General features: G+C 35.4%; 13 protein-coding genes. 4 read left to right on the top strand and 9 right to left on the bottom strand.

Going from position 1 to position 23,521, the window contains the following annotated elements; translation table 11 throughout:
• The first annotated feature begins 11 nt into the window (after nucleotides 1–11).
• From RT99_RS21360 to RT99_RS21345, 4 genes are all read left to right on the top strand, one after another.
• Nucleotides 12–1,160: a cytochrome-c peroxidase gene (locus RT99_RS21360; protein WP_052483755.1), complete on the top strand. Its 1,149-nt coding sequence runs from the start codon at nucleotides 12–14 to the stop codon at nucleotides 1,158–1,160.
• Between the two features lie 199 nt (nucleotides 1,161–1,359).
• The gene (locus RT99_RS21355; RefSeq protein WP_042566778.1) at nucleotides 1,360–2,010 is read left to right on the top strand and encodes a VOC family protein; all 651 of its coding nucleotides are present in this window, start codon (nucleotides 1,360–1,362) and stop codon (nucleotides 2,008–2,010) included.
• A gap of 301 nt (nucleotides 2,011–2,311) precedes the next feature.
• Nucleotides 2,312–2,929: an outer membrane beta-barrel protein gene (locus tag RT99_RS21350; protein ID WP_042566777.1), complete on the top strand. Its 618-nt coding sequence runs from the start codon at nucleotides 2,312–2,314 to the stop codon at nucleotides 2,927–2,929.
• Nucleotides 2,930–2,975: 46 nt separating this feature from the next.
• Nucleotides 2,976–3,449, top strand: coding sequence for a hypothetical protein (locus RT99_RS21345; RefSeq protein WP_042566776.1), 474 nt, complete (start codon nucleotides 2,976–2,978; stop codon nucleotides 3,447–3,449).
• Between the two features lie 170 nt (nucleotides 3,450–3,619).
• On the opposite strand, the gene RT99_RS25620 is transcribed toward RT99_RS21345, so the two are convergent.
• The 9 genes from RT99_RS25620 to RT99_RS21290 form a co-directional block, all read right to left on the bottom strand.
• Nucleotides 3,620–6,490, bottom strand: coding sequence for an RICIN domain-containing protein (locus RT99_RS25620; RefSeq protein WP_242607236.1), 2,871 nt, complete (start codon nucleotides 6,488–6,490; stop codon nucleotides 3,620–3,622).
• A 296-nt stretch (nucleotides 6,491–6,786) separates the two neighbouring features.
• Entirely contained in the window at nucleotides 6,787–8,658 is a 1,872-nt protein-coding gene (locus RT99_RS25755; RefSeq protein ID WP_242607235.1) for a carbohydrate-binding protein, read from the bottom strand.
• 2 nt (nucleotides 8,659–8,660) lie between these two features.
• The gene (locus RT99_RS24840) at nucleotides 8,661–10,286 is read right to left on the bottom strand and encodes a glycosyl hydrolase family 18 protein (protein WP_052483754.1); all 1,626 of its coding nucleotides are present in this window, start codon (nucleotides 10,284–10,286) and stop codon (nucleotides 8,661–8,663) included.
• Between the two features lie 314 nt (nucleotides 10,287–10,600).
• On the bottom strand, nucleotides 10,601–13,267 hold the full coding sequence (locus RT99_RS21320; protein WP_042566775.1) for a beta-1,3-glucanase family protein: 2,667 nt from the start codon (nucleotides 13,265–13,267) through the stop codon (nucleotides 10,601–10,603).
• 125 nt (nucleotides 13,268–13,392) lie between these two features.
• Nucleotides 13,393–17,355 carry a family 16 glycosylhydrolase gene (locus RT99_RS21315; protein WP_042567185.1) on the bottom strand — a complete coding sequence of 1,321 codons (3,963 nt, stop codon included), beginning with the start codon at nucleotides 17,353–17,355 and terminating at the stop codon, nucleotides 13,393–13,395.
• 496 nt (nucleotides 17,356–17,851) lie between these two features.
• Nucleotides 17,852–20,779, bottom strand: coding sequence for a triple tyrosine motif-containing protein (locus tag RT99_RS21305; protein ID WP_042566773.1), 2,928 nt, complete (start codon nucleotides 20,777–20,779; stop codon nucleotides 17,852–17,854).
• Between the two features lie 447 nt (nucleotides 20,780–21,226).
• A complete protein-coding gene (locus RT99_RS21300) occupies nucleotides 21,227–21,862 on the bottom strand; it encodes an HAD family phosphatase (RefSeq protein WP_042566772.1) in 636 nt (211 codons plus the stop codon).
• A gap of 76 nt (nucleotides 21,863–21,938) precedes the next feature.
• Complete coding sequence (locus RT99_RS21295; protein ID WP_042566771.1) at nucleotides 21,939–22,403, bottom strand: NUDIX domain-containing protein; 465 nt, start codon at nucleotides 22,401–22,403, stop codon at nucleotides 21,939–21,941.
• A gap of 81 nt (nucleotides 22,404–22,484) precedes the next feature.
• Entirely contained in the window at nucleotides 22,485–23,414 is a 930-nt protein-coding gene (locus tag RT99_RS21290; protein ID WP_042566770.1) for a nuclear transport factor 2 family protein, read from the bottom strand.
• Nucleotides 23,415–23,521 lie beyond the last annotated feature (107 nt).

Raw genomic sequence — 23,521 nt, 5'->3', positions numbered from 1 at the left:
AAAAAATAAATATGAAATTAAAAACCTTAATAATACCTATCGCCCTTCTCCTAAGTTTAACAGCTTATAAAAGCGTTGAACAGCCAGATTATATCGATATTACAGAATTAAGAAAACTGTATTCCAACGGAGATGCTTCGAAATGGCCTGCAGCAGAATTACACGAAAGTATCGATAAATCTAAATTTGAGGATATTGGTGTTTTGCCTGCAGTTCCTTATCCGGATTATAATCCGTATTCGAAAGAGAAAGAAGCGTTGGGGAAAATATTGTTTTTTGATCCGAGATTGTCTTTGAGTGGACAAATTGCCTGCGCGTCGTGCCACAATCCTGAATTAGGGTGGACAGATAATTTAACTCGCTCTTTTGGTCATGATCGCCAAACGGGAAAACGCAATTCGATGACGATTTTAAATTCGGCGTATGCCAAAACTTTATTTTGGGATGGCCGTGCGAAAAGTTTAGAAGATCAGGCACAATTCCCGATTGGAGATCCATTGGAAATGAATGAAAAGCTTACGATTGCCGTAGATAAAATTGCCAAAATTAAAGGGTATAATGCTCTTTTTACAGACGCTTTTGGTGACAAAAAAGTCTCGTTGCAAAGAATTCAATATGCCATTGCTACTTTTGAAAGATCGATTAATAGTCCGAAAAGTAAATTTGATAATTTCATTAGCGGAAAATCTGAAGCATTTACAGATGCTCAGGTAAAAGGTCTGCATCTATTTAGAACCAAAGCGCAATGCATTAATTGTCATAACACGCCTTATTTTAGTGATAATCAATTTCATAATGACGGTCAGACTTTATTCGGAACAAAAAATGAAGATTTCGGAAGATATAATGTGACCAAAGATGTAAAAGATATTGGCAAATTCAGAACGCCAACACTTCGTGAAGTCGCGAACACAAAACCCTGGATGCATCACGGACATTTTCCGTCTCTGTTAGATGTTGTTGAATTGTATAATGGAGGAAATCCCTCTCCTATTCAGAAAAAATATCTGGGAACGGCAAGAGATTCCCTGATTCCAAAAGTAGATCCGGTACTTAAAAAATTAAATTTAAACAAAGAAGAAATCAGCGATTTATTGGCTTTTATAGAAACATTAAGCACACCAACGAGACGTATTATGACGCCAGTAATGCCAAAATAGATCGACAATAAAATTGTGAATACGCTCCAAAGTTCCACTATTTTAAAGCTCGTTTCATTTATATGAAACGGGCTTTTTTTATTTCCGTTAATGCTTCTTTCATATCATTTTTTTATAATCTTATCAACGTATATAATCACATTTTCACGATAATACGAGTGCCGTTTTTTAAATTTGATCTAAAGAAAAAATACCTCACATGAAACTAGAACAAATACAAATTCAGACCAATAATATTCAGGAAACAACTGCATTTTATCAAGACATTCTTGGGCTTTCCATCATAGAAAAAAACTCAAAATGGGTTACAATTCAGGCGGGGAATTCTATTTTAAAATTCATAGAAAATTCAACTTTTGATTCTATTTATCATTTTGCTTTTAATATTCCGGAAAATAAACTTGAGGAAGCTATCAAATGGTGTAAAAACAAAGTGGGTTTAATTGCAATTGAAGATCAAAACGTGATCGCCAATTTTGAAGCATGGAATGCCAATGCGATTTATTTCTATGATAATAATGGCAATTTATTGGAGTTTATTTCCCGATATGATCTTGAAAATGCTTCAACAGAAAATTTCAGTTCTAAATCAATTTTAAACATTAGCGAAATCGGAATCGTAACCGAAAATCCGTTGGAATTAGGAAAACGATTAATCGAAAAACATGCGTTAGAATTCTTTTCTAAAAATAATAATAGCGAAGCTTTTTCTGCTCTGGGAGATGATGAAGGTTTACTAATTATCGTAAAACCAAACAGAAACTGGTATCCAACGCAAACTCCGTCTCAAAGTAATCCGACAGAAATTAGAATTCAGAATAATGAAAATATTTTCGAATTAATTTTTTAAGCATTCAAATAATTTTATACGAAATATATACACAATGTATATCGTAGAGGCACACAGCAGTGTGTCTACGCAAATATATCAACAAGGAAAACAAAGTCAGTTTCATTAATTTGAAACGGACTTTGTTATTTTTTATTGAACGAATTTCACTACAATCTTGTTTCATTTTCTAAAGTGAAACCAAGTTGCGGCGTTTAAATACTTTTTCTAAATAACTAAAATTAATTTTGAATTATAATTTTAAAATCCCCTGTTAAGTCTTTAACAAGAACTAATTACAAATCAAATTAAAACTAAAATTATGAAAAAGTGTAATCTATTATTCGTTATTTTTTTATTTTCAATTTTTGCAAAAGCGCAAACTTCAAACTCATTTCTGCTTAATTTATATGCAGGTTATGCCTTTCAGGATAAAGTAGAATATGATAACTCTTATGCTTATGTAGAAGACGGTTTTGAATATGGTATCGGTTTCGAATATTTTATTGTAGAAAATAGTTCTATCGAATTAAAATACAACAGACTCGATACAAAATTGCCTATATATGGTCCCTTAGGAACTCAGCTTAATGCCGGAGATGATAAAGGTGCATTAAACTATATTTTAGTTGACTACGCACATTATTTTGATATTGGTTCTAACGTGATGCCTTATCTTGGTGCCGGTGCCGGTATTACTCTTCTTGAAACACCTCAAAGCGGAACCGAAAATTATTTTGCCTGGGAAATAAAAGGCGGTGTAAAAATTAAAACTTCTTCGCCTTGGTCTATCAATTTAAATGCTTATTTGCAATCTATGTCCGCCTCAGTTGGTACCAGCTATTACTGGACTTATTATGGCCCGGTTGGTGTAACAGATTTTGTAGCAACCTATCAATTTGGTTTAGGAGCAACTTTAAGTTATGATTTCAGTAAATAATTAATAACCAATCAAATATTTTTCAACTAAAATAAAACTTCAAATTATGAAAAAATTATTTCTATTGTCAGCCCTTCTTATTTCTACCATCTTATTTGCTCAATCTACAGATGATGTGATACTTGTGCAAAGTCTTTACGGAAAATCTAAAGGAGATATTATAAAAGATTATTTGAATTTGGCAGAACCACAAGCTACAGCATTTCAGGCCGTTTACGATAATTATGAAGCCGAGCGCAAAGCTTTGGGTCAGAAAAAAATACAGCTAATAAACGACTACGCCATCAATTATGATAAAATTACGGATGAAAAAGCAGATGAACTGGCAAAAAATAATTTGAAAAACAATGTTGATTTTGAAAAGCTTTTATCTAAAGCTTACGGCAAAGCAAAAAAAGCAATTGGACCAATTAATGCCGCAAAGTTTATCCAGTTAGAGCAGTATTTTCAAACTACAATACGATCTGCGGTTCAGGACGAAATTCCGTTTATTGGAGAATTGGAAAAAACGAAAAAATGAGTTTTGAATTATAAATTATGAGTTAGAGGTAAAAAATCATAAATCATAAAATTAACTCAAAACAATAACTTATAATTACATTATAATAGAAAAGGCTGCCGTTTAAACTGGCAGCCTTTTTAACTAAAATTACAAGCCATAATTCATAACTCATAATTCATAACTAACTCTTACTTTTTAATAAAACGTTTGATCGTTTTAGTTCCATCTTTCTCAAAAACAATAAGATAAATTCCGTTTCTTAGACCCGAAACATTTAAATTATTGTCGTTGATTTTTTGTGATACAACCAAACTTCCTGTTTGGGAATCTACCACGCTTACGTTTCCTCCCACTACATCTGTAGTAAAGAAAAGTATATCTGTAACCGGATTTGGATATACATTTAAAGCAACTGAATTTACCTCATCTTCAACAGTAATAGACGAAGCTACAGGAGTTGCTGCTGCCCCAATTTTTGTAATTCTGATCCAGTTGATGTTCATTCCGGTATTTTGAATATAGATTCCAAAATTGTACGTTCCGGCATTTACGCTAACTGTTTGCGTTACAGTTTGCCAATTTTGCCATCCTCCGGTGTTAGGAATATCAACATTTCCTAAAATAATTGTTCCGCCGTTTAAATCAGATGATAATTTACCGCCTGCTACTCCACTCGCAACTCTGTATTCAATTAAATAAGAGCCTGTTGTTGGAAAATTAATGTTATTATAGGCCAGCCAGTCTCCCGTTTCTGTATAGCCAACATTTGAGCCTCCACCTGTATCTGTTGTAACTTCGGTCTGAATTCCGCTCATAGCAGAATAATCTTCTGCCTGAATTAGGGTTGAAGTTTGTGCCGTTGTGGTTGAGATTAATTTCCATTGTCCGCAAACCTGTCCGTTATCCTGCCATTGCTGTACATTGGCACCATTTGTTGTGCTTGCTCCTGCAACCTCAACTAATTTACCACTATGTCTGGCAATAATTTTATAAAATCCATCTCCGGTAGAAAACAATATAAACTGTTGATTTGTAGTTCCGTTGTACGGATATTGCTCTACATTGGCACCATTGTCTTTATTAAAATTATTTACATCTAAAGACTGGCCGCTGTGATTGGCAATAATTTTATATAAACCGTCGCCTAAATGGGTGAACGTAAACTTTTGATTTGTCGCCGAATTTGCAGTTCCCTGAGCCACATTGGCACCATTTGATAAACTTGCATTCCAGACATCCATGTTTAAACCACTGTTTCTGTTTTGCAAAAAGAAAGTCTGGTTTCCTAAAGTGGTAACTCCGTTTGCGAGAATTCTGACAGAACTCACTTTATCATTCCAGGTTGTGTTCAAACAAGAATTATCAGAATTAATTACAGTTGAAGTTCCCGTAAAATTATCGTCCTGATATAAAATTGCCTGAAATCCCTGCGTGATTCTTAATGACGAAATATCATCATTTAAAATTCCCAAAGAATTTAAACGTGCCAAATTGTAGTCACCAATTGTTAATCCGCCAGAAAATCCGGTGTAGTTACAATCTTTATAAGCCGTAATCACATCTGTTGAAGCGGCTATATTTCCTCCCGGCGGAATTGTTCCTGTAACCGTATAACTTCCGATGGAACCATACGCCGAATATCCGCCATAACCGGCACTTCCGGCACCGTTGCCATCAACACCAATAAAGTATTTTCCTGCTGGTAAATTCACATTCATCGAAGCGTTTAAAGCAAACGGATCAGAGTTCCAGTACGTTCCCATTTCTGCTCCCGCTGAATTGTATAAGCGAATTAAAAGATGCAGATTTCCATGTCTGGAAACGGTATTGGCATTGATTGACACATTTCCTCCGCCTGTTGTAAACGTAAAGAAATCATAATCGGCTTCGCTGGAAATAATTCCATTTTTTTGGTTGATGGCTCCGCTTGCGTTATAATCTAAAGTGGCTGCAGATGCGGTTGTATTTCCGTAATCATCTCCTCTGTAACCTACTCCGAATTTATTACTTGCAATAATCGCAACATCATCTTGTTTGTTGTTGGCATAATCGTATTCACCTTTACTCCACTGAACCACAGGTCTGTAATATCCTGCACCCATAATTGGCGCCCACGAAGTATTATTTATTCCTACGAAATAATCTTCTGCAGGATTTGTACGTCCATCGTGACCAAGGTCAAAAGTATGACCAACTTCATGCGCAGAGGCATCTCCACCAGATTTACCCGAGGTAATAAATACCCAGCAAGGCACATCGTTGTCCCAATTGAAGGAACCAATATACGCTACTCCCCCCGCCCCCGGGGCCGCAGTATTGGTTGGAGTTACCACCACACGCATTCTTCTGTTTCTTGGGTATGAGTTAAAAACAGCTTCACTTGTTGTAACATTCACGTTAAAAGGTCTGTAATCTTCAGCCACGACTTCCCAATGTTCCTGAACGGCTGCATCGCTCATTCCCGATGGCGCTGCATTTATCGCATTTCCGTTGTTCCAGAGATTTCCTGCCGGCATATTGTATCCGTCAAAATCTAAAAAAACACAGCCTGCCGCTCCAGGTAAACTTTGCAAATTCAACAAGGCCTGAGCAATTTGTGCTGCGGATGTTTTACTTGTTATTTGAGTTTTTTCAGGAACATTTTCATAGTTCACACAAATCAGCGTATTGATATCTACTTTCGATACAAAAGCATTTCCGCTGGCATCAGAATAGTATTTGTAAGCTTCTTTTGTTTTCTTTAGAATAATATGTCCTTCAAGCGATTTGTCCATCACTTTGATATAAAAAGAAGATTCAGGAACATTCTTGATTTCACCAATCAAAAATTCACTTGAAGCATTTGATTGTTTGTAATTGATTTTTCCATTGAAGTTTTTATGCTCCGCCTGAAGTAAAACGGTTTTCTCACCCGTACTTTTTGAGGTAGCACTTGCGAGTCCGTTCTTTAAATTGTTCATGAATGTTTTACTCGAACCTAAAGAAGTCTGCGCGACGGCAAAACTGCTAAAAGCAATAAAAACAAATAAACTTAACCGAAATCTGTAATTGTTTTTCATATGATATTTGAGGTTTGGGGTTACATATTTGATATAGTGTGTTGCTATTTAAACACATAGAAACATAGACGTTTACTTATAAAAAAAACGTTTCATTTGATTTTAATACACCCCGACACTTCGGGACTATGTGATTTTATTTCACGCAGATTTTAAAAGATTTAAGCAGATATGCGCAGATTATTATCAAATTAAATCTGCCACAATCTGCAAAATCTGCGTGAAAAAATCTTTTTAATACTATAACACAGCTAATGAAATTTTTAATTTTTAATTCTCAATTTTTAATTAAATCCTTATTTCTTAATAAAACGTCGCACCGTTTTGATTCCGTCTTTTTCGACCAAAATCAAATAAACTCCGCTTTTTAAACCGGCAACATCAATGCTGTTACTATTGGCTTTTTGCGAAGAAACCGTAGCGCCATCCTGAGAATTGATAATGCTTAAATTTGCTCCTATAATTTCTGCAGAAAAGAAAAGCTCTGATTCTGTCGGATTTGGATAAACAGTCAAACTTTCAATTTTATCTGTTGAATCTGATTTTGCTGCTAAAGCCGATGCCGATTTCGTGATTCTGATCCAGTTGATATTCACACCCGTGTTCTGAATATAAATTCCGAAATTATACGTTCCGGCGTTTACATTTACGGTTTGAGATACGGTTTGCCAGTTTTGCCATCCTCCGGTATTCGGAATATTGACAGCCCCAAGCTGAATCGTTCCTGCACTTAAATCTGAAGAAATGATTGCTCCGCTGACACCACTTGCCACTCTGTATTCAATTAAATAAGAACCAGATGTTGGAAAATTGATGTTGCTGTAAGACAACCAGTCAGCCGTATCGGCATAACCTACATTTAAACCTCCGCCTGTATCTGTGGTTGCTTCGGTTTGAATTCCGCTCATGCTGGTATAGTTCTCCGCTTCAATCAATATTGAAGGAGAAGAATTGGTTACTGCCCTAACTCTTACAGAACTAGCAATATCATTGAAACTATTAGCCACCAGGCACGTATTATCTGAAGTAATAATAGCAGAAGAACCAGCAAAATTATCATTTGCATAAAGCACTACTTCATAACCGGTTTGTACTTTAAGCGAAGAAATATCATTATCTAAAATTCCTTTCGCCTGTAAATTAGCTAAAGTATAGTTGCCAGCTGGTAAACTCACAGCATATCCGCCATAATTGCAATCTTTATACACTGTGGCAACACCACTTTGCGGTGTGTCATAAAAGGTTTGTCCAGCCAGATTTCTTCTTTTCAATCCTTGTGCTTTATAACTGGCAACCAAAGTATTAATCTGAGCCAGATCTACTGCTGTGTTTTTATAATATAAAACCCAGTCGGTCATGAAAGTATTTTCTCTGTTACCAGTTCCGATACCTAATACATTGTTCCAAATCCAGTTTGCAAATGCGATCTGCATCGTACTTCTGGGATAAACCGAAAGACCTGCCTGAGTTTCATTGTCTGTAACAGAATGCGTTGCAATAAGCGTGTTATCCATATAATATCTAATATTCACGCCATCTGTACATGTAGCAATAAAGGTATGCCACCCGGCTAATGATTTTTGCTGGGTCGAATAGGTTTTCCATGGCTTCCATGGATTTGCGATATATTTGTGATAAGAGGTTGTATATCCTACTCTGTTATCCGGAGAAACACCCCATTTATCAGCAGCCATATATTCAATGATATCCAATTCACTATATTTTGAACCATCCTGAGCAAGTGCTGAACTTACAATGGTAAAAAACGTCTGTATATTGGCATCTTTACTCGCAAAAGCTTCATCTGATAAATATACTCTTGATGCATACGTTCCTTCAAAATATTCATACGAACTTTCTATTCTGGAATGTGTTATCGCTTTTGACTGACCATTAACGGTTGTTTTTAAAGTCATTAACTTATTCGATGCGTCATTCGGGTCTGTAATAAAATTGACGTTATTACGGCTGTAAGTGGCTCCTTCCGGAGGTCCACTTACGCCATTAATAATTTGCCATTTGTTAAACGATGCCAATTGCGGATCTGTATTACCGGAATAATTAAAATCATCAAACATGATAACCTGAGCCTGGCCGCTTAAACCAAAGAAAATAAATGTTAGTATCAGTAACTTTGAATTACTTAAGACTTGTATATATTTCTTCATCCTTATTTTTTAATAAAACGTCTTACCGTTTTAACTCCGTCTTTTTCTACCAAAATCAAATAAATTCCGCTTTTTAAACCTGCAACATCAATACTGTTGCTGTTGGCTTTTTGTGAAGAAACCGTAGCGCCATCCTGAGAATTGATTACGCTCACGTTTGCTCCTGAAATTTCTGCAGAAAAGAAAAGTTCACTTTCTGTTGGACTTGGGTAAACGGTTAAACTTTCGATTTTGTCTGTTGCAGCTGATTTTGCAGCTAAAGCCGAACCTGATTTTGTGATTCTGAACCAATTTAAATTAAAACCTGTATTTTGAACATATATCCCGAAGTTGTATGTTCCTGCATTTACGTTTACGGTTTGAGTGATCGTCTGCCAGTTTTGCCATCCTCCGGTATTTGGTACATCAACAGCACCAAGCTGAATGGTTCCGGCACTTAAATCAGAAGATAATCTTCCTCCTGAAACAGCACTCGCTACTCTATATTCGATAACATAAGAACCAGATGTTGGAAAATTAACATTAAAATACGCCATCCAATCTCCAGTATCTGCGTAACCTACATTTAAACCTCCGCCAGTATCTGTTGTTGCTTCGGTTTGAACACCGCTCATAGAAGAGTAATTTTCGGCCTGAATTAAAGTTCCGCCGCCAACTGGTGGCTGACTTCCCGTAATAACCTGATTTACGGCTGTCAATAAAGATTTTGATCCGGTTGCATCTTGCGATAATTCCCAAATCATAACACCACCCGCATTTTGAATCGCGAAAGTAGTTTTTGCTTTTATGGTTGGTATTCCGTTATAATAAATCGTATTTCCTACCTGATCCTGATTTTCTGCTCCCGGATATTGTGCTACAATATTCGCAAAAGAAATTCCCTGATTGGCAGAAGCTCCAAAACCATAACCGTAAAACGGAAGTCCGATAATGGCTTTACTTGCCGGTAAACCTCTTCCTGTCCAGTAATTAAACTGGTTTACAGCCATACTGTACGGAGAGTGCTGTCCTGGATTTCCTGGTGCCCAAGGACCTGTTGCATCGTACGCCATAATGTTGATCCAGTCATAAGCGGCAAAAGTAGATGAAGGCACATTTGCACCGCCGTAACCTTCAGAAAGTGCTGCTGTAATTTGTTTTCCTCCTGAATGCAATTTATTTGCCAAAGCAATTACAAACCCTCCATAATCACCATTAATTGCAGGACCTTCTAAATCTACATCGACTCCGTCGAAATTATGTGCTATTACATAATCGTAGATCTTTTGGATAAAAGCTGTTCTGTTGGCAGGCGTAATCAAATTAAAATAATTATCACGAATAGCGCCACCTTCAGAAATTGCGCCTCCGCCAAGCGAAACAAAAACTTTTACGTTTTGAGCGTGAGCCGCATTAATAATTGTGTTTGATCCTGAGTTGAAAGTTAAATATCCGTTGGCATCCGGATTTTCAAACGCAATATTTATATGCGTTAATTTGCTGTACTGAATAGTGCTCGAAAATGAATTCAAATCAATCCAGTTAGGAATGTAAGCGATTACTTTTTTTTGGGCTATTGATAAATTAACAACACCCAGAACCAAAATTAAGATCCATTTTAACTGGATCACTTTGTAATTGTTTTTCATAGTAACATTTTTTAATAGATTAATAGATATTTAATTTTCGGGGGAGAAAATATAATTTTAGATTTTAGACTTTAGATTTCAGATTATTATCTAATCTTAACCTAAAGTCTGCCATCTAAAATTTCTTTTAAAACTATAGGTAATTAAATTCCAAATTTTTTAAATCCCAAATTCCAATTGCTTCGTAAATCAAATCTGAAATTAGATACGAGATCAATCCTTAAAGTTTCTTTCAACGCGTAACACACTATGAATAAAAAATTTAACTCCATAGTTTGGAATTTGGAATTTAAAAAAATTGGAATTTAAAATGACTATTTCTTAATAAAACGTTTTACCGTTCTTTGACCATCTTTTTCTAAAACAATTAGATAAATTCCTTTTTTAAGTTGAGAAACATCAACGCTGTTATTGCTAACTTTTTGTTTTGAAACTGTATTTCCACTTTGAGCGTCTACAATACTTGCATTTTCACTGCTTACGAAAGTTGTAAAATAAAGTGTGTTTTCTGCCGGACTTGGATAAACGTTTAATGCTGTATCTGATGCTTCTTCAATTGTTTCTGTCGAAAGTGTTTTTGCAGCTAAACCAGCACCCACTTTTGTAATTTTAACCCAGTTGATGTTCATTCCCGTATTCTGAATATAGATTCCAAAATTGTATGTTCCTGCATTTACATTTACGGTTTGAGAAACCGTTTGCCAGTTTTGCCATCCTCCCGTATTTGGGATATCAACATTGCCTAAAACAATTGTTCCGCCATTTAAATCAGATGATAATCTACCACCTGTTACACCACTTGCAACTCTGTATTCAATTAAATAAGAACCTGTTGTAGGGAAATTAATGCTGTTATACGCCAACCAATCCCCGGTTTCTGTGTAACCAACGTTTGAACCTCCGCCTGTATCCGTTGTTGCTTCAACCTGAATTCCACTCATGGCTGAATAATCTTCGGCCTGAATTAAAACAGAAGTTTGCGAACTTGTTGCCGGAACCAGTTTCCATTGCGCACAAGTTTGTCCGTTATCCTGCCATTGCTGTACATTGGCACCATTTGTAGTGCTTGCACCAGCAACTTCTATTAATTTACCGCTGTGTCTGGCTACAATTTTATAAAATCCGTCGCCTGTAGCAACCAATACAAATTGCTGATTTGGTGTAGCATTGTATGGATATTGCTCAACATTGGCACCATTATCTTTATTAAAATTATTTACATCTAAAGACTGACCGCTGTGGTTGGCAATAATTTTATACAAACCGTCGCCTAAATGTGTAAATGTGAATTTCTGATTGTTTGCTGAGTTTGGAGTTCCCTGCGCTACATTTGCAGCGTTTGCTGTACTTGCGTTCCAAACATCCATATTCAGGTTACTGTTTCTGTTTTGTAAATAGAAAGTCTGATTTCCTAAAGTCGTAACTCCATTTGCTAAGATTCTGATCGAAGTTACTTTGTCATTCCAGGTTGTATTCAAACAAGTATTATCAGCAGTAATTACGGTTGAAGTTCCTGTAAAATTATCATCCTGATACAAAATTGCCTGAAATCCTTTTGCTACTTTAAGTGAAGAAATATCATCGTTTAAAATACCCAGAGTATTTAACCGAGCCAAGTTGTAATCTCCAATCGTTAATCCTCCTGAAAAACCTGTGTAATTACAATCTTTATAAACCGTAATCACATCTGTTGTAGCAGGAACCGAAGGAACTGTTCCGGCATATCCTCCAAAAACAGCAATTACTTTTGTTGGCTGTGGTGTATGAAGAGATGGCGACTGATCTGCAACATCATCATAAGCAAAACCGTAAGCCAGATTATCAATGCTGATGCCTGGTAAATGCCAGAATTTAGAATAATGGTTTGTTGGGTTTACCTGGTAAAATTTCGACGCATCGTACCAGTTTTGCTGGCCCGGATTTGGCGTTGTGGTATTCACAACATGTCTGTTTATTGCTGCTGTTAATTGTGCCTGAATCACCAAATCTAAATCTCCGTCGACTAATCTTCTGTCCAGAACACCTTTTCCTTCCAGAGCTTCCTGAGTTGTTGGGCGATTTTGAACTCTTCCCGTACGGCCTACAAATCCACCGGATTGTCCCACCATTTCCAGTTGTTCTCCAATAACTCTTCCCTTGAAAACTCCCGCGTCTCCGGCATAAAATATTAAGTCTTCGTTTTTATATTTGTTCCAAATGGCATCAATATAAGATTTTAAATAATTAGCCTGAGGTCCTACAGTAGTCCCTCCTGTTCCATCTGCAAAAGCAGGCGTTTTTGATGGCGCTGTAATTTCTCCTGTGGCGTCATTTACACAACCCTGAAATTCTGATGGTACATTGGCTTTAAAAGCAGCTACGATATCAGCATGTTTTTTTAATTCACCCACTTTTTTCTGATATCCGTTGGCACCAAATAATTCCAGTCCCATTGGGTATTTATATGAATCCACACGTGAAGGATTTCCGAAGAAACCATATTGATTATTTGTCAACTCAATAATTTCATATAAAATTCCCTGATTTGGATCTGTAACATTCAAAGGGTTTGGCGAAGTATATCCAGATGGCGCACCATTGGCACCAAAAAAGTAGAAATACAATTGCTGCCCTTTAGCAATAAAAACTCTACAGCCTGCGATTAAAGGCAATGTGAAAGTTTTATTTGGAATTTCACTTAATTTGGTAAAACAAGCCGCATATTTTGAATTTTGTCCCGGGCCTGTATTCCCACCAATTGTTGGTCCTGTAACAGTATTGTAAGACGGACTCATTGGCAAAACCTGACTTGTTTTGGCATTGACCCAAACGTGGTTTCCGGTTGTATAATCGATACCTACGATGGCAACGTACAATTCGTTGTCATTAAATGTAGAACTATTTGTGATTGTAAATGGTATGGCACCCTGGCCGTACATAAGGTTTGAAAACACCAGAAACAGTGTTATCAAAGATGATATTCTAAGTTTAATTTTATTCATATCTAAATTATTTTGGGGTTACTTAAATAGTTTTCAAATCAAAAATTGCTTTTGAAAAAGCGTTTATTGATCCGTAAAGTGCAATGCTAAAACTAACAAAGACATTGCACCAAACGGATTTATAATTATTGCTTAAGCAGTTTTTTAGTCCAGCTTTTTTGATCTGATTTAATATTCAGAATGTAAATTCCTCTTGTTAATCTGCTAATATCAATTACGCTTTCCTGTGTATCAGCATCTACTTTTGTTTGTATTAAGGCAGTTCCTGAATTATCATAAATCGTAATTACTTTGTGATCTAATTTTTCAGGTAATGAAACCTGAATATAACTGCTTGCAGGATTTGGATACATTACAAAATCTGTATTGGTAACTTCGGCTTCCTCCACAACATTTGCTATTTTAGCTGTTGATGCAGATCCGTAAGCTTCAATTTCAAACAATGAATATCCGTACGGAGCCAGCGCTTTTGCAGTACATAAAATTCTCAGGTATCTTCCTGTTCCGCTTACCGCTAAATCATCTGTTCCGCCATCACTTGCCGTTTGAGTATTTATGGTTTCGTTTTCTGTGAAAACATTATCTGTAGAAAGTTGTATTTTGTATTGGGTTGCAAAAGCCGCTTCCCATTTTAAAACCACACGATTAATGTTGTAATTAGATCCTAAATCAACATAAATCCATTCGCTTGCATTAGCAAAACTACTCGCCCATCTTGTGATTGTTGCATCACCGTCTGTGGCTTTCGCCGAAGAATAAGTGGCGTTTTCTTCTGTAGAAGCTATTGCTGTTTTGGCTAAAGCTAAATTGACATTGTTATTTGGAGGTGTAATATTTCGAACAATTACGTCGCTAAAAACTCCGGTTGCCAAAGTTCCATTTGCATGGGAAGTCACGGCCATTCCCACATAAATCGTATTGGCCATGGCAATCGTTCTTGCCGTACCAAGTTGTGTCCAGGTTGTTCCGTTATCGGATGTGTAAGATGTAAATACATTTCCTGAACGAACAATACGAAGCCATTTTGGCGTTGTTCCCGCCGCTCCCTGCTGAATTGTTGCTACTGAAACTGCATCTCTTGATAAAAACTCTACTCCTGCCGCAGCCGTAATTGTGGTCATAGCGTGTTTAGAGGTTGGCGTAAGCGTTTCTCTAAACATCACTCCCGCTTTTGCATAAGTATTGGTATTGGTCAATGAAGTTACTCTGGCAATAATCTCGGCATCACCAGTTATCGGTTGATACACATATTGAAACTGATCGCTCGATTCCCAAATATCAGTTCCTGAACCTTTTATGGTGAAAGTTCCGCTGGCGTGCGTTGCTTCTCCTGCCGGAGTTACAGCGCCTAAATCTGTGCTTACCCACGGTGCAGGTAAAGTTGCCGGAGGATTTTCTGTAGAAACTAAATTTAAAGCTCTTAAATTGTCAAAATAATAAGTGTTTCCTGAATTTGTTCCAGGTTCAAACAAGAATACAAAACGATTTACATCGCTGTCTAATGTAGAAGCGTCCGGAGTACTTGCATAAGTAAATGTTACGGTATGCCAAGCGTTACTTTGTTTTACAACACCTTGATAAATGCTATGTCTTCCCGCAGGATAATTGGACGGAATAGAAGCATTACTTTCTGCCTGCCATGAAATTATAGATCCAACCGGAGCCGAAGTGTACACATCCATTGCAAACTTTTTAGTTCCTGATTTGAAATCTCCAATATTGGTTAAAGTGGTATTGAATGAAAAATTATCATACAATTCAGTTGATTTTCTAACATATCGCCCAACATTTGAAGAGGTATTTATCCCGCTTGCGTTTGGATTTGCAACGTTTGCAGTATAAGTTCCGATGGCATCTCTAAACGTAATATTATGTGTGTTTTGATAATCTTCGTACACAACGCCCGGCGTAAAAGTGTCCGGTAATTTGGTTGAACCAATTCTGATATTATCAAAATAATAGGTATCGCTTGTATAAGAACCTGAATTAAATAACAATACCATTTGGTTTATTGCCAAATTTGAAGTTCCTGCATCAGGACTTGAATTGTAATAGAAAGTTAGTGTTTCCCATTGATTTTGTTTGGTTGTAATCGCTACATAGTTACTGTTTCTTCCTGTTGGAAAATTAGCTGGAAGCGATGTCGCACTATTCTCTAAATTCAAACTTACAACCGTACCAATTGGTGCCGAAGTATAGACATCAATCATGATTTTATTGGTCTGATTTTTCAATAAACCAGCATCTTCAATTGTGCTTTGTGTATTGAAAAATAAAACGTCGTATTGCTCGGTTACATTTCGAACATAACGTGCCACATTCGCAGAAGCGTTAACTGAATTTGCTCCCGGATTTGCTACTACAGAATAAGTTCCGGTCGTAGTTCCTTTAATGATTTTATTGATTCCGTCGTAGTTTTGCAAAACGTCGGTCGCAATAATTGGTTTTTCCGGAGCCGCTTTTGTCAACAGATTATCGAAATAATAGGTCGCTCCCGAATTCGAATTGGATTCAAAAAGAAAAACTACAGTATTGATTGTCAAAGCACTTGTATTTGGATCGATTACTTTTTCGAATTCAAATTCGATTGTTTCCCATTTGTTTTGTACCGTTGTCGTTGCTTTGTAACCACTGTGTCTTCCTGACGGAAAATTGGTTGCTGTTGTTACCAAACTGTTTTCTAATTGCATTGAGATTTTTGTACCAACAGGTGCAGATGTATAAATATCAAAAGACATTCTTTTCCTTCCGTATACATAATCATTTGCATTGCTGATTACGACGTTTTTAATATTCATAACATCATATAATTCAGATGAGTTACGAACATATTTTCCCACCAAAGCAGAAGTATTTATTCCTGTTGCCGATGGGTTTGCTGTAGCTTCTGTTAAAACTCCCGTTTTAAGACCATAAACTATATTTCGATTCGATTGAAAATCTTCGTGGATTTTTTCTACCGGCAAAACGGCTTCTGTTGTTACAGCCAGTTTATAAGTATTTGAAGTACATCCGGAAACTGTTGTAGCTACGGCAACATCTCCTCCTGATGTTCCCCAGTTAACCGTAATAGTATTTGTTCCTTGTCCCGATGTAATACTGGCACCCGCAGGAACTGTCCAGTTGTAAGTGGCACCGGCAATCGCATTTAAGGAATACGTTTTATTGGTTTCGTTTTGATACACTTTTGCATCACCAACTACGCCGTAATTAAAACTTCCGCTGTAAACACGAACATAATCTACTTGTAATTTTGCCGGAAAATCTGCCGGAATTGGCTCAACTCCGGCTCCGTTTACACTGGTATAAGGCGTTCCTAAACTACCAACAGCCAGATTTAGAATAATATAAAACTGTTGCTCATTAAAAGGCCATCCGCCGTTTACTGTAGTATTTGGAGTAGCGGTATGAAATAAATTACCATCAATAAACCATTTGATAATATTTGGTCCCCATTCTACAGCATAAACGTGAAATTCATTAGACAAATCTGTTGGTGATGTATAACTTCTGCCTGTATAATGGTATCCGCCTCCATCATAATGAATGGTTCCATCTATTGATTTTGGGTTTCTGTGTTTGGCTTCCATGATGTCAATTTCGCCGGTATAAGGCCAGTTTGCTGTACCTGCCGGTAACATCCAAAACGCAGGCCATGCGCCCATTCCTGATGATAATTTCATACGGGCTTCAATTCTTCCGTACTTTATGGCATACTTTCCTTCAGTAGTTAATTTGGCTGAAGAATACGGCTGTTGCGGAAATGAAGCACTTGGTTCGTATTTCGCCTGAATATTCAAATAACTATCTGTACCTTCTTTAACGATTGTCGCCTGGTTTGGATCATAACGCTGAGCTTCTGCATTTCCAAATCCGCAAAGCGATGGACAGCCATTTCCGGAAATACTTTGCCATTTTGTTAAATCTACTGTGGTTCCGTTAAACTCATCAGCCCAGACTAAAGTGTTGCATTGTGCCTGAAGTCTTAAAAAAGGTGTAAGAAAAAATAGTATCAGTATAATACACCTTTTTAAAAAATAGTAATTACTTCCCGGTGGTCGGCCGAAAGAAAAGTCTTTTTGTTTCATTTTTTTTAGTTTTTTGTTAGTAAAGCTCATTAACACAATAAATCTTCTATTTTTTAAAAAACAGTTCTATATTGTATTAATAAGATGACAATATTAACAAATAAACTACCGAAGACGTCAATTTTGAGGTACGGTTTGACTACGGTATTTGTAAAAAAATGTAATAATCAGCTTTCAAAAACCGTAAAACTACTTAGGATTTTACTGATAGTGAAAAATTGCTTAGCGGCTGGTTTTAGAGAGAAAAAGCTTGAATTTATTTTGTAGGAATGCGTAGTGAAATGTTTGCCACAGATTAAATGATTAAAAAGAATTATAAAGTCTGTCCTCATTTTGTGATTTAGAACAAGATGCGTTAAACCCGACAGGTTTTAAAAACCTGTCGGGTTTGAAATGCCGATGCTTTTTGTGTTTAGTTTGTCATTTAATCACATAAAGTTAAGACACACAGTTTGTCGCTCTCTGGATGTGATTTCTCGTTCCTCGAAATGACAAACTAAAAATTCAAAATAAACTCCGTAATATTCGCATCAGACGAAAGTTGCAATTTCTTGCGAATGCGATATCGGGTGTCTTCCACGCCTCTTACGGAGATTCCTAAAAGCGGCGCAATTTCTTTGGTATTAAAATTCATTCGCAAATAAGCACATAAACGCATATCACGGGGAGTTAATTCGGGAAAACTCGTTTTTAGCCGTTGCATAAAATTATCATGAAGCTGGTTGAAAATTTCTTCAAATTCATTCCAATGCTGATCTCCCTGAAGTTCGTGATCAATCAATCGGTTTATTTTGGTCAATAAACTGAAATTTACATTAGTGTCATTCTTTTTATCAATTTGTCCGATAAGTTCTTTTATCGAAAGCAAAATCTCATTTAAATGGATAAGATTCACAGTACTAGAAGCTACTTTTGCATTTTTAAGATTAATGGTAGCTTCGAGGTTTTCGCGCATAATGGCCATATTTTCCTGTTCTAATGCCAGTTTTTGTTCGTTTAATTCTGCTCTGTTTCGCAATAATTCTTTTTCCTGATTTAAAATCAATTGTTCCCGATCGCGCTCGGCAAGATTTTTTTGATATTTGATAATTGCATAAATCAAAACACCAAAAAGCAGCAAATACAAAATATAAGCCCAGCTTGTACGGTACCAAGGCGGTGAAATTTCAAATTTAAAAATAGCTTCTTCGCTTACGACATCGTAAATATTTTTTGCCCTTACGTGAAAAATATATTCGTTTTCAGGCAAATTGGTATATTCTTTTTCGGTCTGCAAACTCCAATCCGACCATTTTTCTTCAAAACCTTCCAGCCAATATTCATACTTTGTAGCATCGGCTTCATCATAACAAAGTGAAGCAAACGAAAAGTGCAAAGCGTTATTAGAATGTGATAAAACAGGAATGAGTTCATTTTTATCCAATTTTATATTATTAGGAAGTACATCATATCTACTGGAAAACAATAAACTATCTTTTGGTAAAATACATTTCACCTCAGAAATAATCGCTTTATACTTTGCCTGATAACTTTTATTTTTGGTTGCGTTATAATGAATTAAGCCATCCTGAGTACCAAAAAAAACATCGCCATTTGTAGTGGTCTGAATGTTTTCGAAACCCGGAACATATAAATATCGAAGTTTTCTAAAAGGCAATTCTTCTACAGTAAAATTTCCATTTGCCTGTCGGGTCATTTTCCCTGTATTTTCTCCGGAAACATACCAGATATTATTTTGATTATCTGCTTTAAGCAATCGAATATGATTTTCCAATCCCAAATACTTTTTAAAAACCGCATCGGGAATCATTTTTTTTGATGTGTCGTCTTGTTTGTAAATACCTTTTGTAGTTCCGAAAAGTATTTGATTGTTAATTTTAAACGTATTCAAAAACAAACTAGAAGGAAAACCACTTTCCTGATTGTAAAACTGAAGATCTGAAACTGCATCAAATGTTTTATTGAATTTAATTTTATAAATTCCTTTATAACCATGAGCTAACCAGATACTTTCGTTATCAGTTACAATTATCCTGCTGCTTTCCTGAAAGTTTTTAATTTTATGCTGATATACCCAGGAATCGTTTATTTTTTTTAACAAATGCATTCCGTTATAACCGCCAGCTAATAATAAATCAGGGCGATTTGGAATATTTATGCCTTGCCACGCCCCATCAGTTTTTGCCAGTAATTGAGCCGAATTTCCTTTGATTTCATAGATCCCGTTTTTTTCAAAAGCCAATAGCGACTTGCCAAAAACACCAACATTCCACACATTTTCAGACATTCCTGAAATGTGCTGAAAATGTGTATTTTCACGCTTTCCGTTCTTATATGCTTGCCAATCCATCCAAAATAAACCGTTATCTGTAGCGATATATAATTTATTTTGATAAATCTGGCTGCAATATATTTTAGTTTCGGAACTTGATGTGTCTAATATTCTGGACAAAGGCGAAGAAATCTGAATTAATGAAATACCTTCTTTTAAAGTTACCCATAAATTGCCTTCTTTATCCGTTTTAAGATTTGTAACATATTCATTTTGCAGCCCCATTTGTTTATTGATGTGCTGAATTAAATGTCCGGTACTATCAATAACTATCAATCCGGATTGTCGTGTTCCAATTCCTAAATAGCCATCAGAAAACAAAATTGCGGTCGTAATTTGATACTGTTTCAATAAATAATCAGCTTCTGTAACATAAGGTTTTATTAGATTATTTTTATAAATGAAAAGACCATCTTTTTGGGTTAGCAGCATCAATCCTTCTTTCGTTGCAAAAGCTTTCCGAATTTTCATTCCCAAAAATTGTTGTCCTTTTTCTACAGGAATTAAAACATCATCTTTTAATTTCAGCAAACCTTTTCTGTTATCTAAAACATAAATAGTATTGTCAACATTAAAAAACTCATCAAAATTTGAAGTAGATTGTATTACCTTGATTTTATTGTTCTTATAAATAAATATTTTTTCGTTTGAGAAAAAAATAACTTCGTTATTTCGAACAACAGTATGTAAAACATCTCCAAAATTTCTGGACGAAACCGGAAGTAATTTCACCAATGAAGTATATTTGTATTGCCCGTTTGGCAACTGAAAAGTATAACCAAAATCGCATTGAGCCCCTACATATATTCGATCATTTTTATCGATTGCAAGGGACCTTACCATACTTTTATTTTCTGGCTGTGTAACAATATTCCATCGCACACCATCAAATTGCATAATACCAAAATGATTGGCAAAAAACATCATTCCTTTTGAATCCTGCAAAACATCCCAGTTTTCTGAAGCTGCCTTGTATGTTTTTGGATTATAATTTGTAATAAACGGAACCCCGATTTTTTTTATTTGTGCACTTATAATAGCAGGCAAAAAAAAGATCGATACAACTAAAAATCTAATTATACATTTTGTCATTTTGTTTCTGTCTGTAGGTTATTTTTTATGGTCGTGAGAAAACCATAATCCTAAAAACAGCAGCTTGGGATTGCTGTTTTCAGGCAAAAAAAATTGTTTTATAATGCTTTTTAAAATTATAATTTGATAATTTCCAGGGCTATAAAAACAATTATATATAATCAAATATATAAAATTTTATTTTATTGTAACAAATTACATTAGAATTAGATAATTTGATAATGCGGTTAATTAGATAATTGGGCCTTAGATAATGAGATAATTTTTAAACAAAATCTTTTCAGGCGGAGTCGAAGCCTCGTGAACATGAAGTTTCGTAAAAGCTTTGTCAAAGTTTTAAACTTTGACAAAGCTAACTCAGTATAAACACAAAACCCGACAGGTTTTAAAAACCTGTCGGGTTTAGCGCACTATTGTCATTGCGAGGAACTAAGCAAACCTGAAACTCTATTTCAAAAGATTTTCTAACTCTTCATAACTATTAAAGAGAATTGCACCTTCGTTTGCTAAGTCTTCATTGTTATAGCAATTCGCAAAACCGTAGACTTTAAATCCGCCGCTTTTTCCTGCCATTACTCCTGCTTTACTGTCTTCGACTACAATGCAATCTTTTACATCAAATCCCATTTGTTTTGCTGCGTGCAAAAAAATTCCGGGTTCTGGTTTCCAACTATTAATTTGGTAGGAACTAAATATTTTATTTTCGAATTTATCCAATAATCCGGCAACTTCAAGATTAAGTCTGATTTTATCAACAGGACCGCTTGAAGCCACACAATACGGGATTTTTAATTTTTCTATAAATTCAACTACGCCTTCCATAGGCTTAACCTGTGTTTTAAAAGCTTCAAAACTTTTTGTACGATATTCATTTTCAAAATTCTCCGGAAGTTTTTTATCTATTGCAGTTTCTATATGCTGAAAACATTCTTTTAAATTACGACCGTTAAAATCGCGGTAAGCATCTTCCAATTTCATTTCAAAACCATGTTCAGCCGCCATTTCAAGCAAAATTCCGTTACCAATTTTTTCGGTATCTACGAGAACTCCATCGCAATCGAAAATTATACATTTAGTATTCATATTTAATTTTTTACATTTAATTATCAAATTTGACAAGAATGTAAATTACAAAATAAATTTTAAAAAGTCTGTGAAATTAAAGTGAAGCAGATATTCTGGAAACAATCTGAACTATAAAATCAGCCTGTGCCGGGTTAATTTTTTTTAAAGCTTCTGCGGTTTGAAACCATTCTGCCCTGTCAATTTCTGGAAAGCTTTTCATGCTTCCGGACTTGGGCGGCCATTCGATTTCAAATTCATTACTTTTTATTAAAGTAACGTCAATATCAAATTCTAAAGCCCAGGCAAAAACTGTTTTTCCTGATTTGAGTTTTACAGGTTCCAGTTTAATAAAATCTCCATCTGCTTCAAAGCCTGTTTCTTCGACAAACTCACGCTGGGCGGCAACTAATCCATCTTCATCATCTGTAAACTCTCCTTTTGGAATTGACCAGCTTTCTAAATCCTTATTTTTCCAAAATGGACCACCAGGATGAACTAATAAAAAATAAATCGTTACATCTACAAATTTATAGAGTAATAAACCGGCGCTTTGTTTCATTTTTTTGATATTATAATCTTAAAGATAATTCTTTTTATTTAGCAATAGTTCAATTTGATATTATTTCAAAAGTGATTCTGTTTAGTCATGATTTACCATTTGGCGATAAAGCATCAAAATACCATTTTTATCTCTTTTCCAGATATTTGTGCTTTTTCCGGTAACTGTTGCTTTTCCTTTTTTCTTGTCCCACGAAACGTCTACATAATAATAACCATATTCTATAACAAATTTATCGAGAGCAATCATTTTACTTGCCTTAATTTCTAAAAAATCAATTGATACTCCATTTGGTTTCTCATGTTCAACAAAATAAGGTTTTATATTATCCATACCTATCAGCATTGGCGTGTCATAAGTCATGTATATTGCATCATTTGCAAATAACTCTGTAGCATGTTTCTCGCCTTCTCTTTTTGTTACAAGTTTAGCAATAAGATCATTACGTTTATTTACTTCATCATATATAGATTTGTTTACCTTTAGCTTTGGCATATTACTGGCCTGCGGTTTTAAGAATGAAAAATTAGATTTATCTACTGCAGTATTGGCTCCCCAAATTTCTGATATAAGGGTGAGATTCTCATCTTTCTCAATTCTCCATACATTCATGTACTTTCCGTCATAAACAAATAAAGTACTATCAGGTTTTGTAAAATTATTGGTAAAAGTTCCTATTTCTACTAAGTGATTTTTAATTAATAAAACTTCGTAAATAGTACGTTTATACGAATTTATCTTAACGTTATCAAACCATTGCTGATAGTAGTATGCTATACCATATTTTGAATATATTGCCTTATAGTATTCAGGCATGCAGGTTGGCTCATTTTCATCATAATATTTCATTATGACATTGATGTCTTTATCTACAAAAGCATCTGCTAATTGAGTATTTATAGAATTTAACTTTTCTTTCCAATAGTCAATACTTTTAGCTGTTTGAGATTGTGCAGACAACTTTAGAAAACTCAAGAAGATTATTGTAATCAACAAATATTTTTTTTTCATCTTTTCTAATATTTAAATTGATAGACTAAAAGTAATAAATAACTTTTAAAACACTACAGTACAGAATATTAAATACAATAAATAGGTTTTCATATTAACTGCTAAAA

The organism is Flavobacterium sp. MEB061, from assembly GCF_000834715.1.
Classification (GTDB): Bacteria; Bacteroidota; Bacteroidia; order Flavobacteriales; family Flavobacteriaceae; genus Flavobacterium; species Flavobacterium pectinovorum.
Note: the sequence above shows the minus strand (reverse complement) of the source record. Positions and strands in the feature narration are given on the sequence as shown.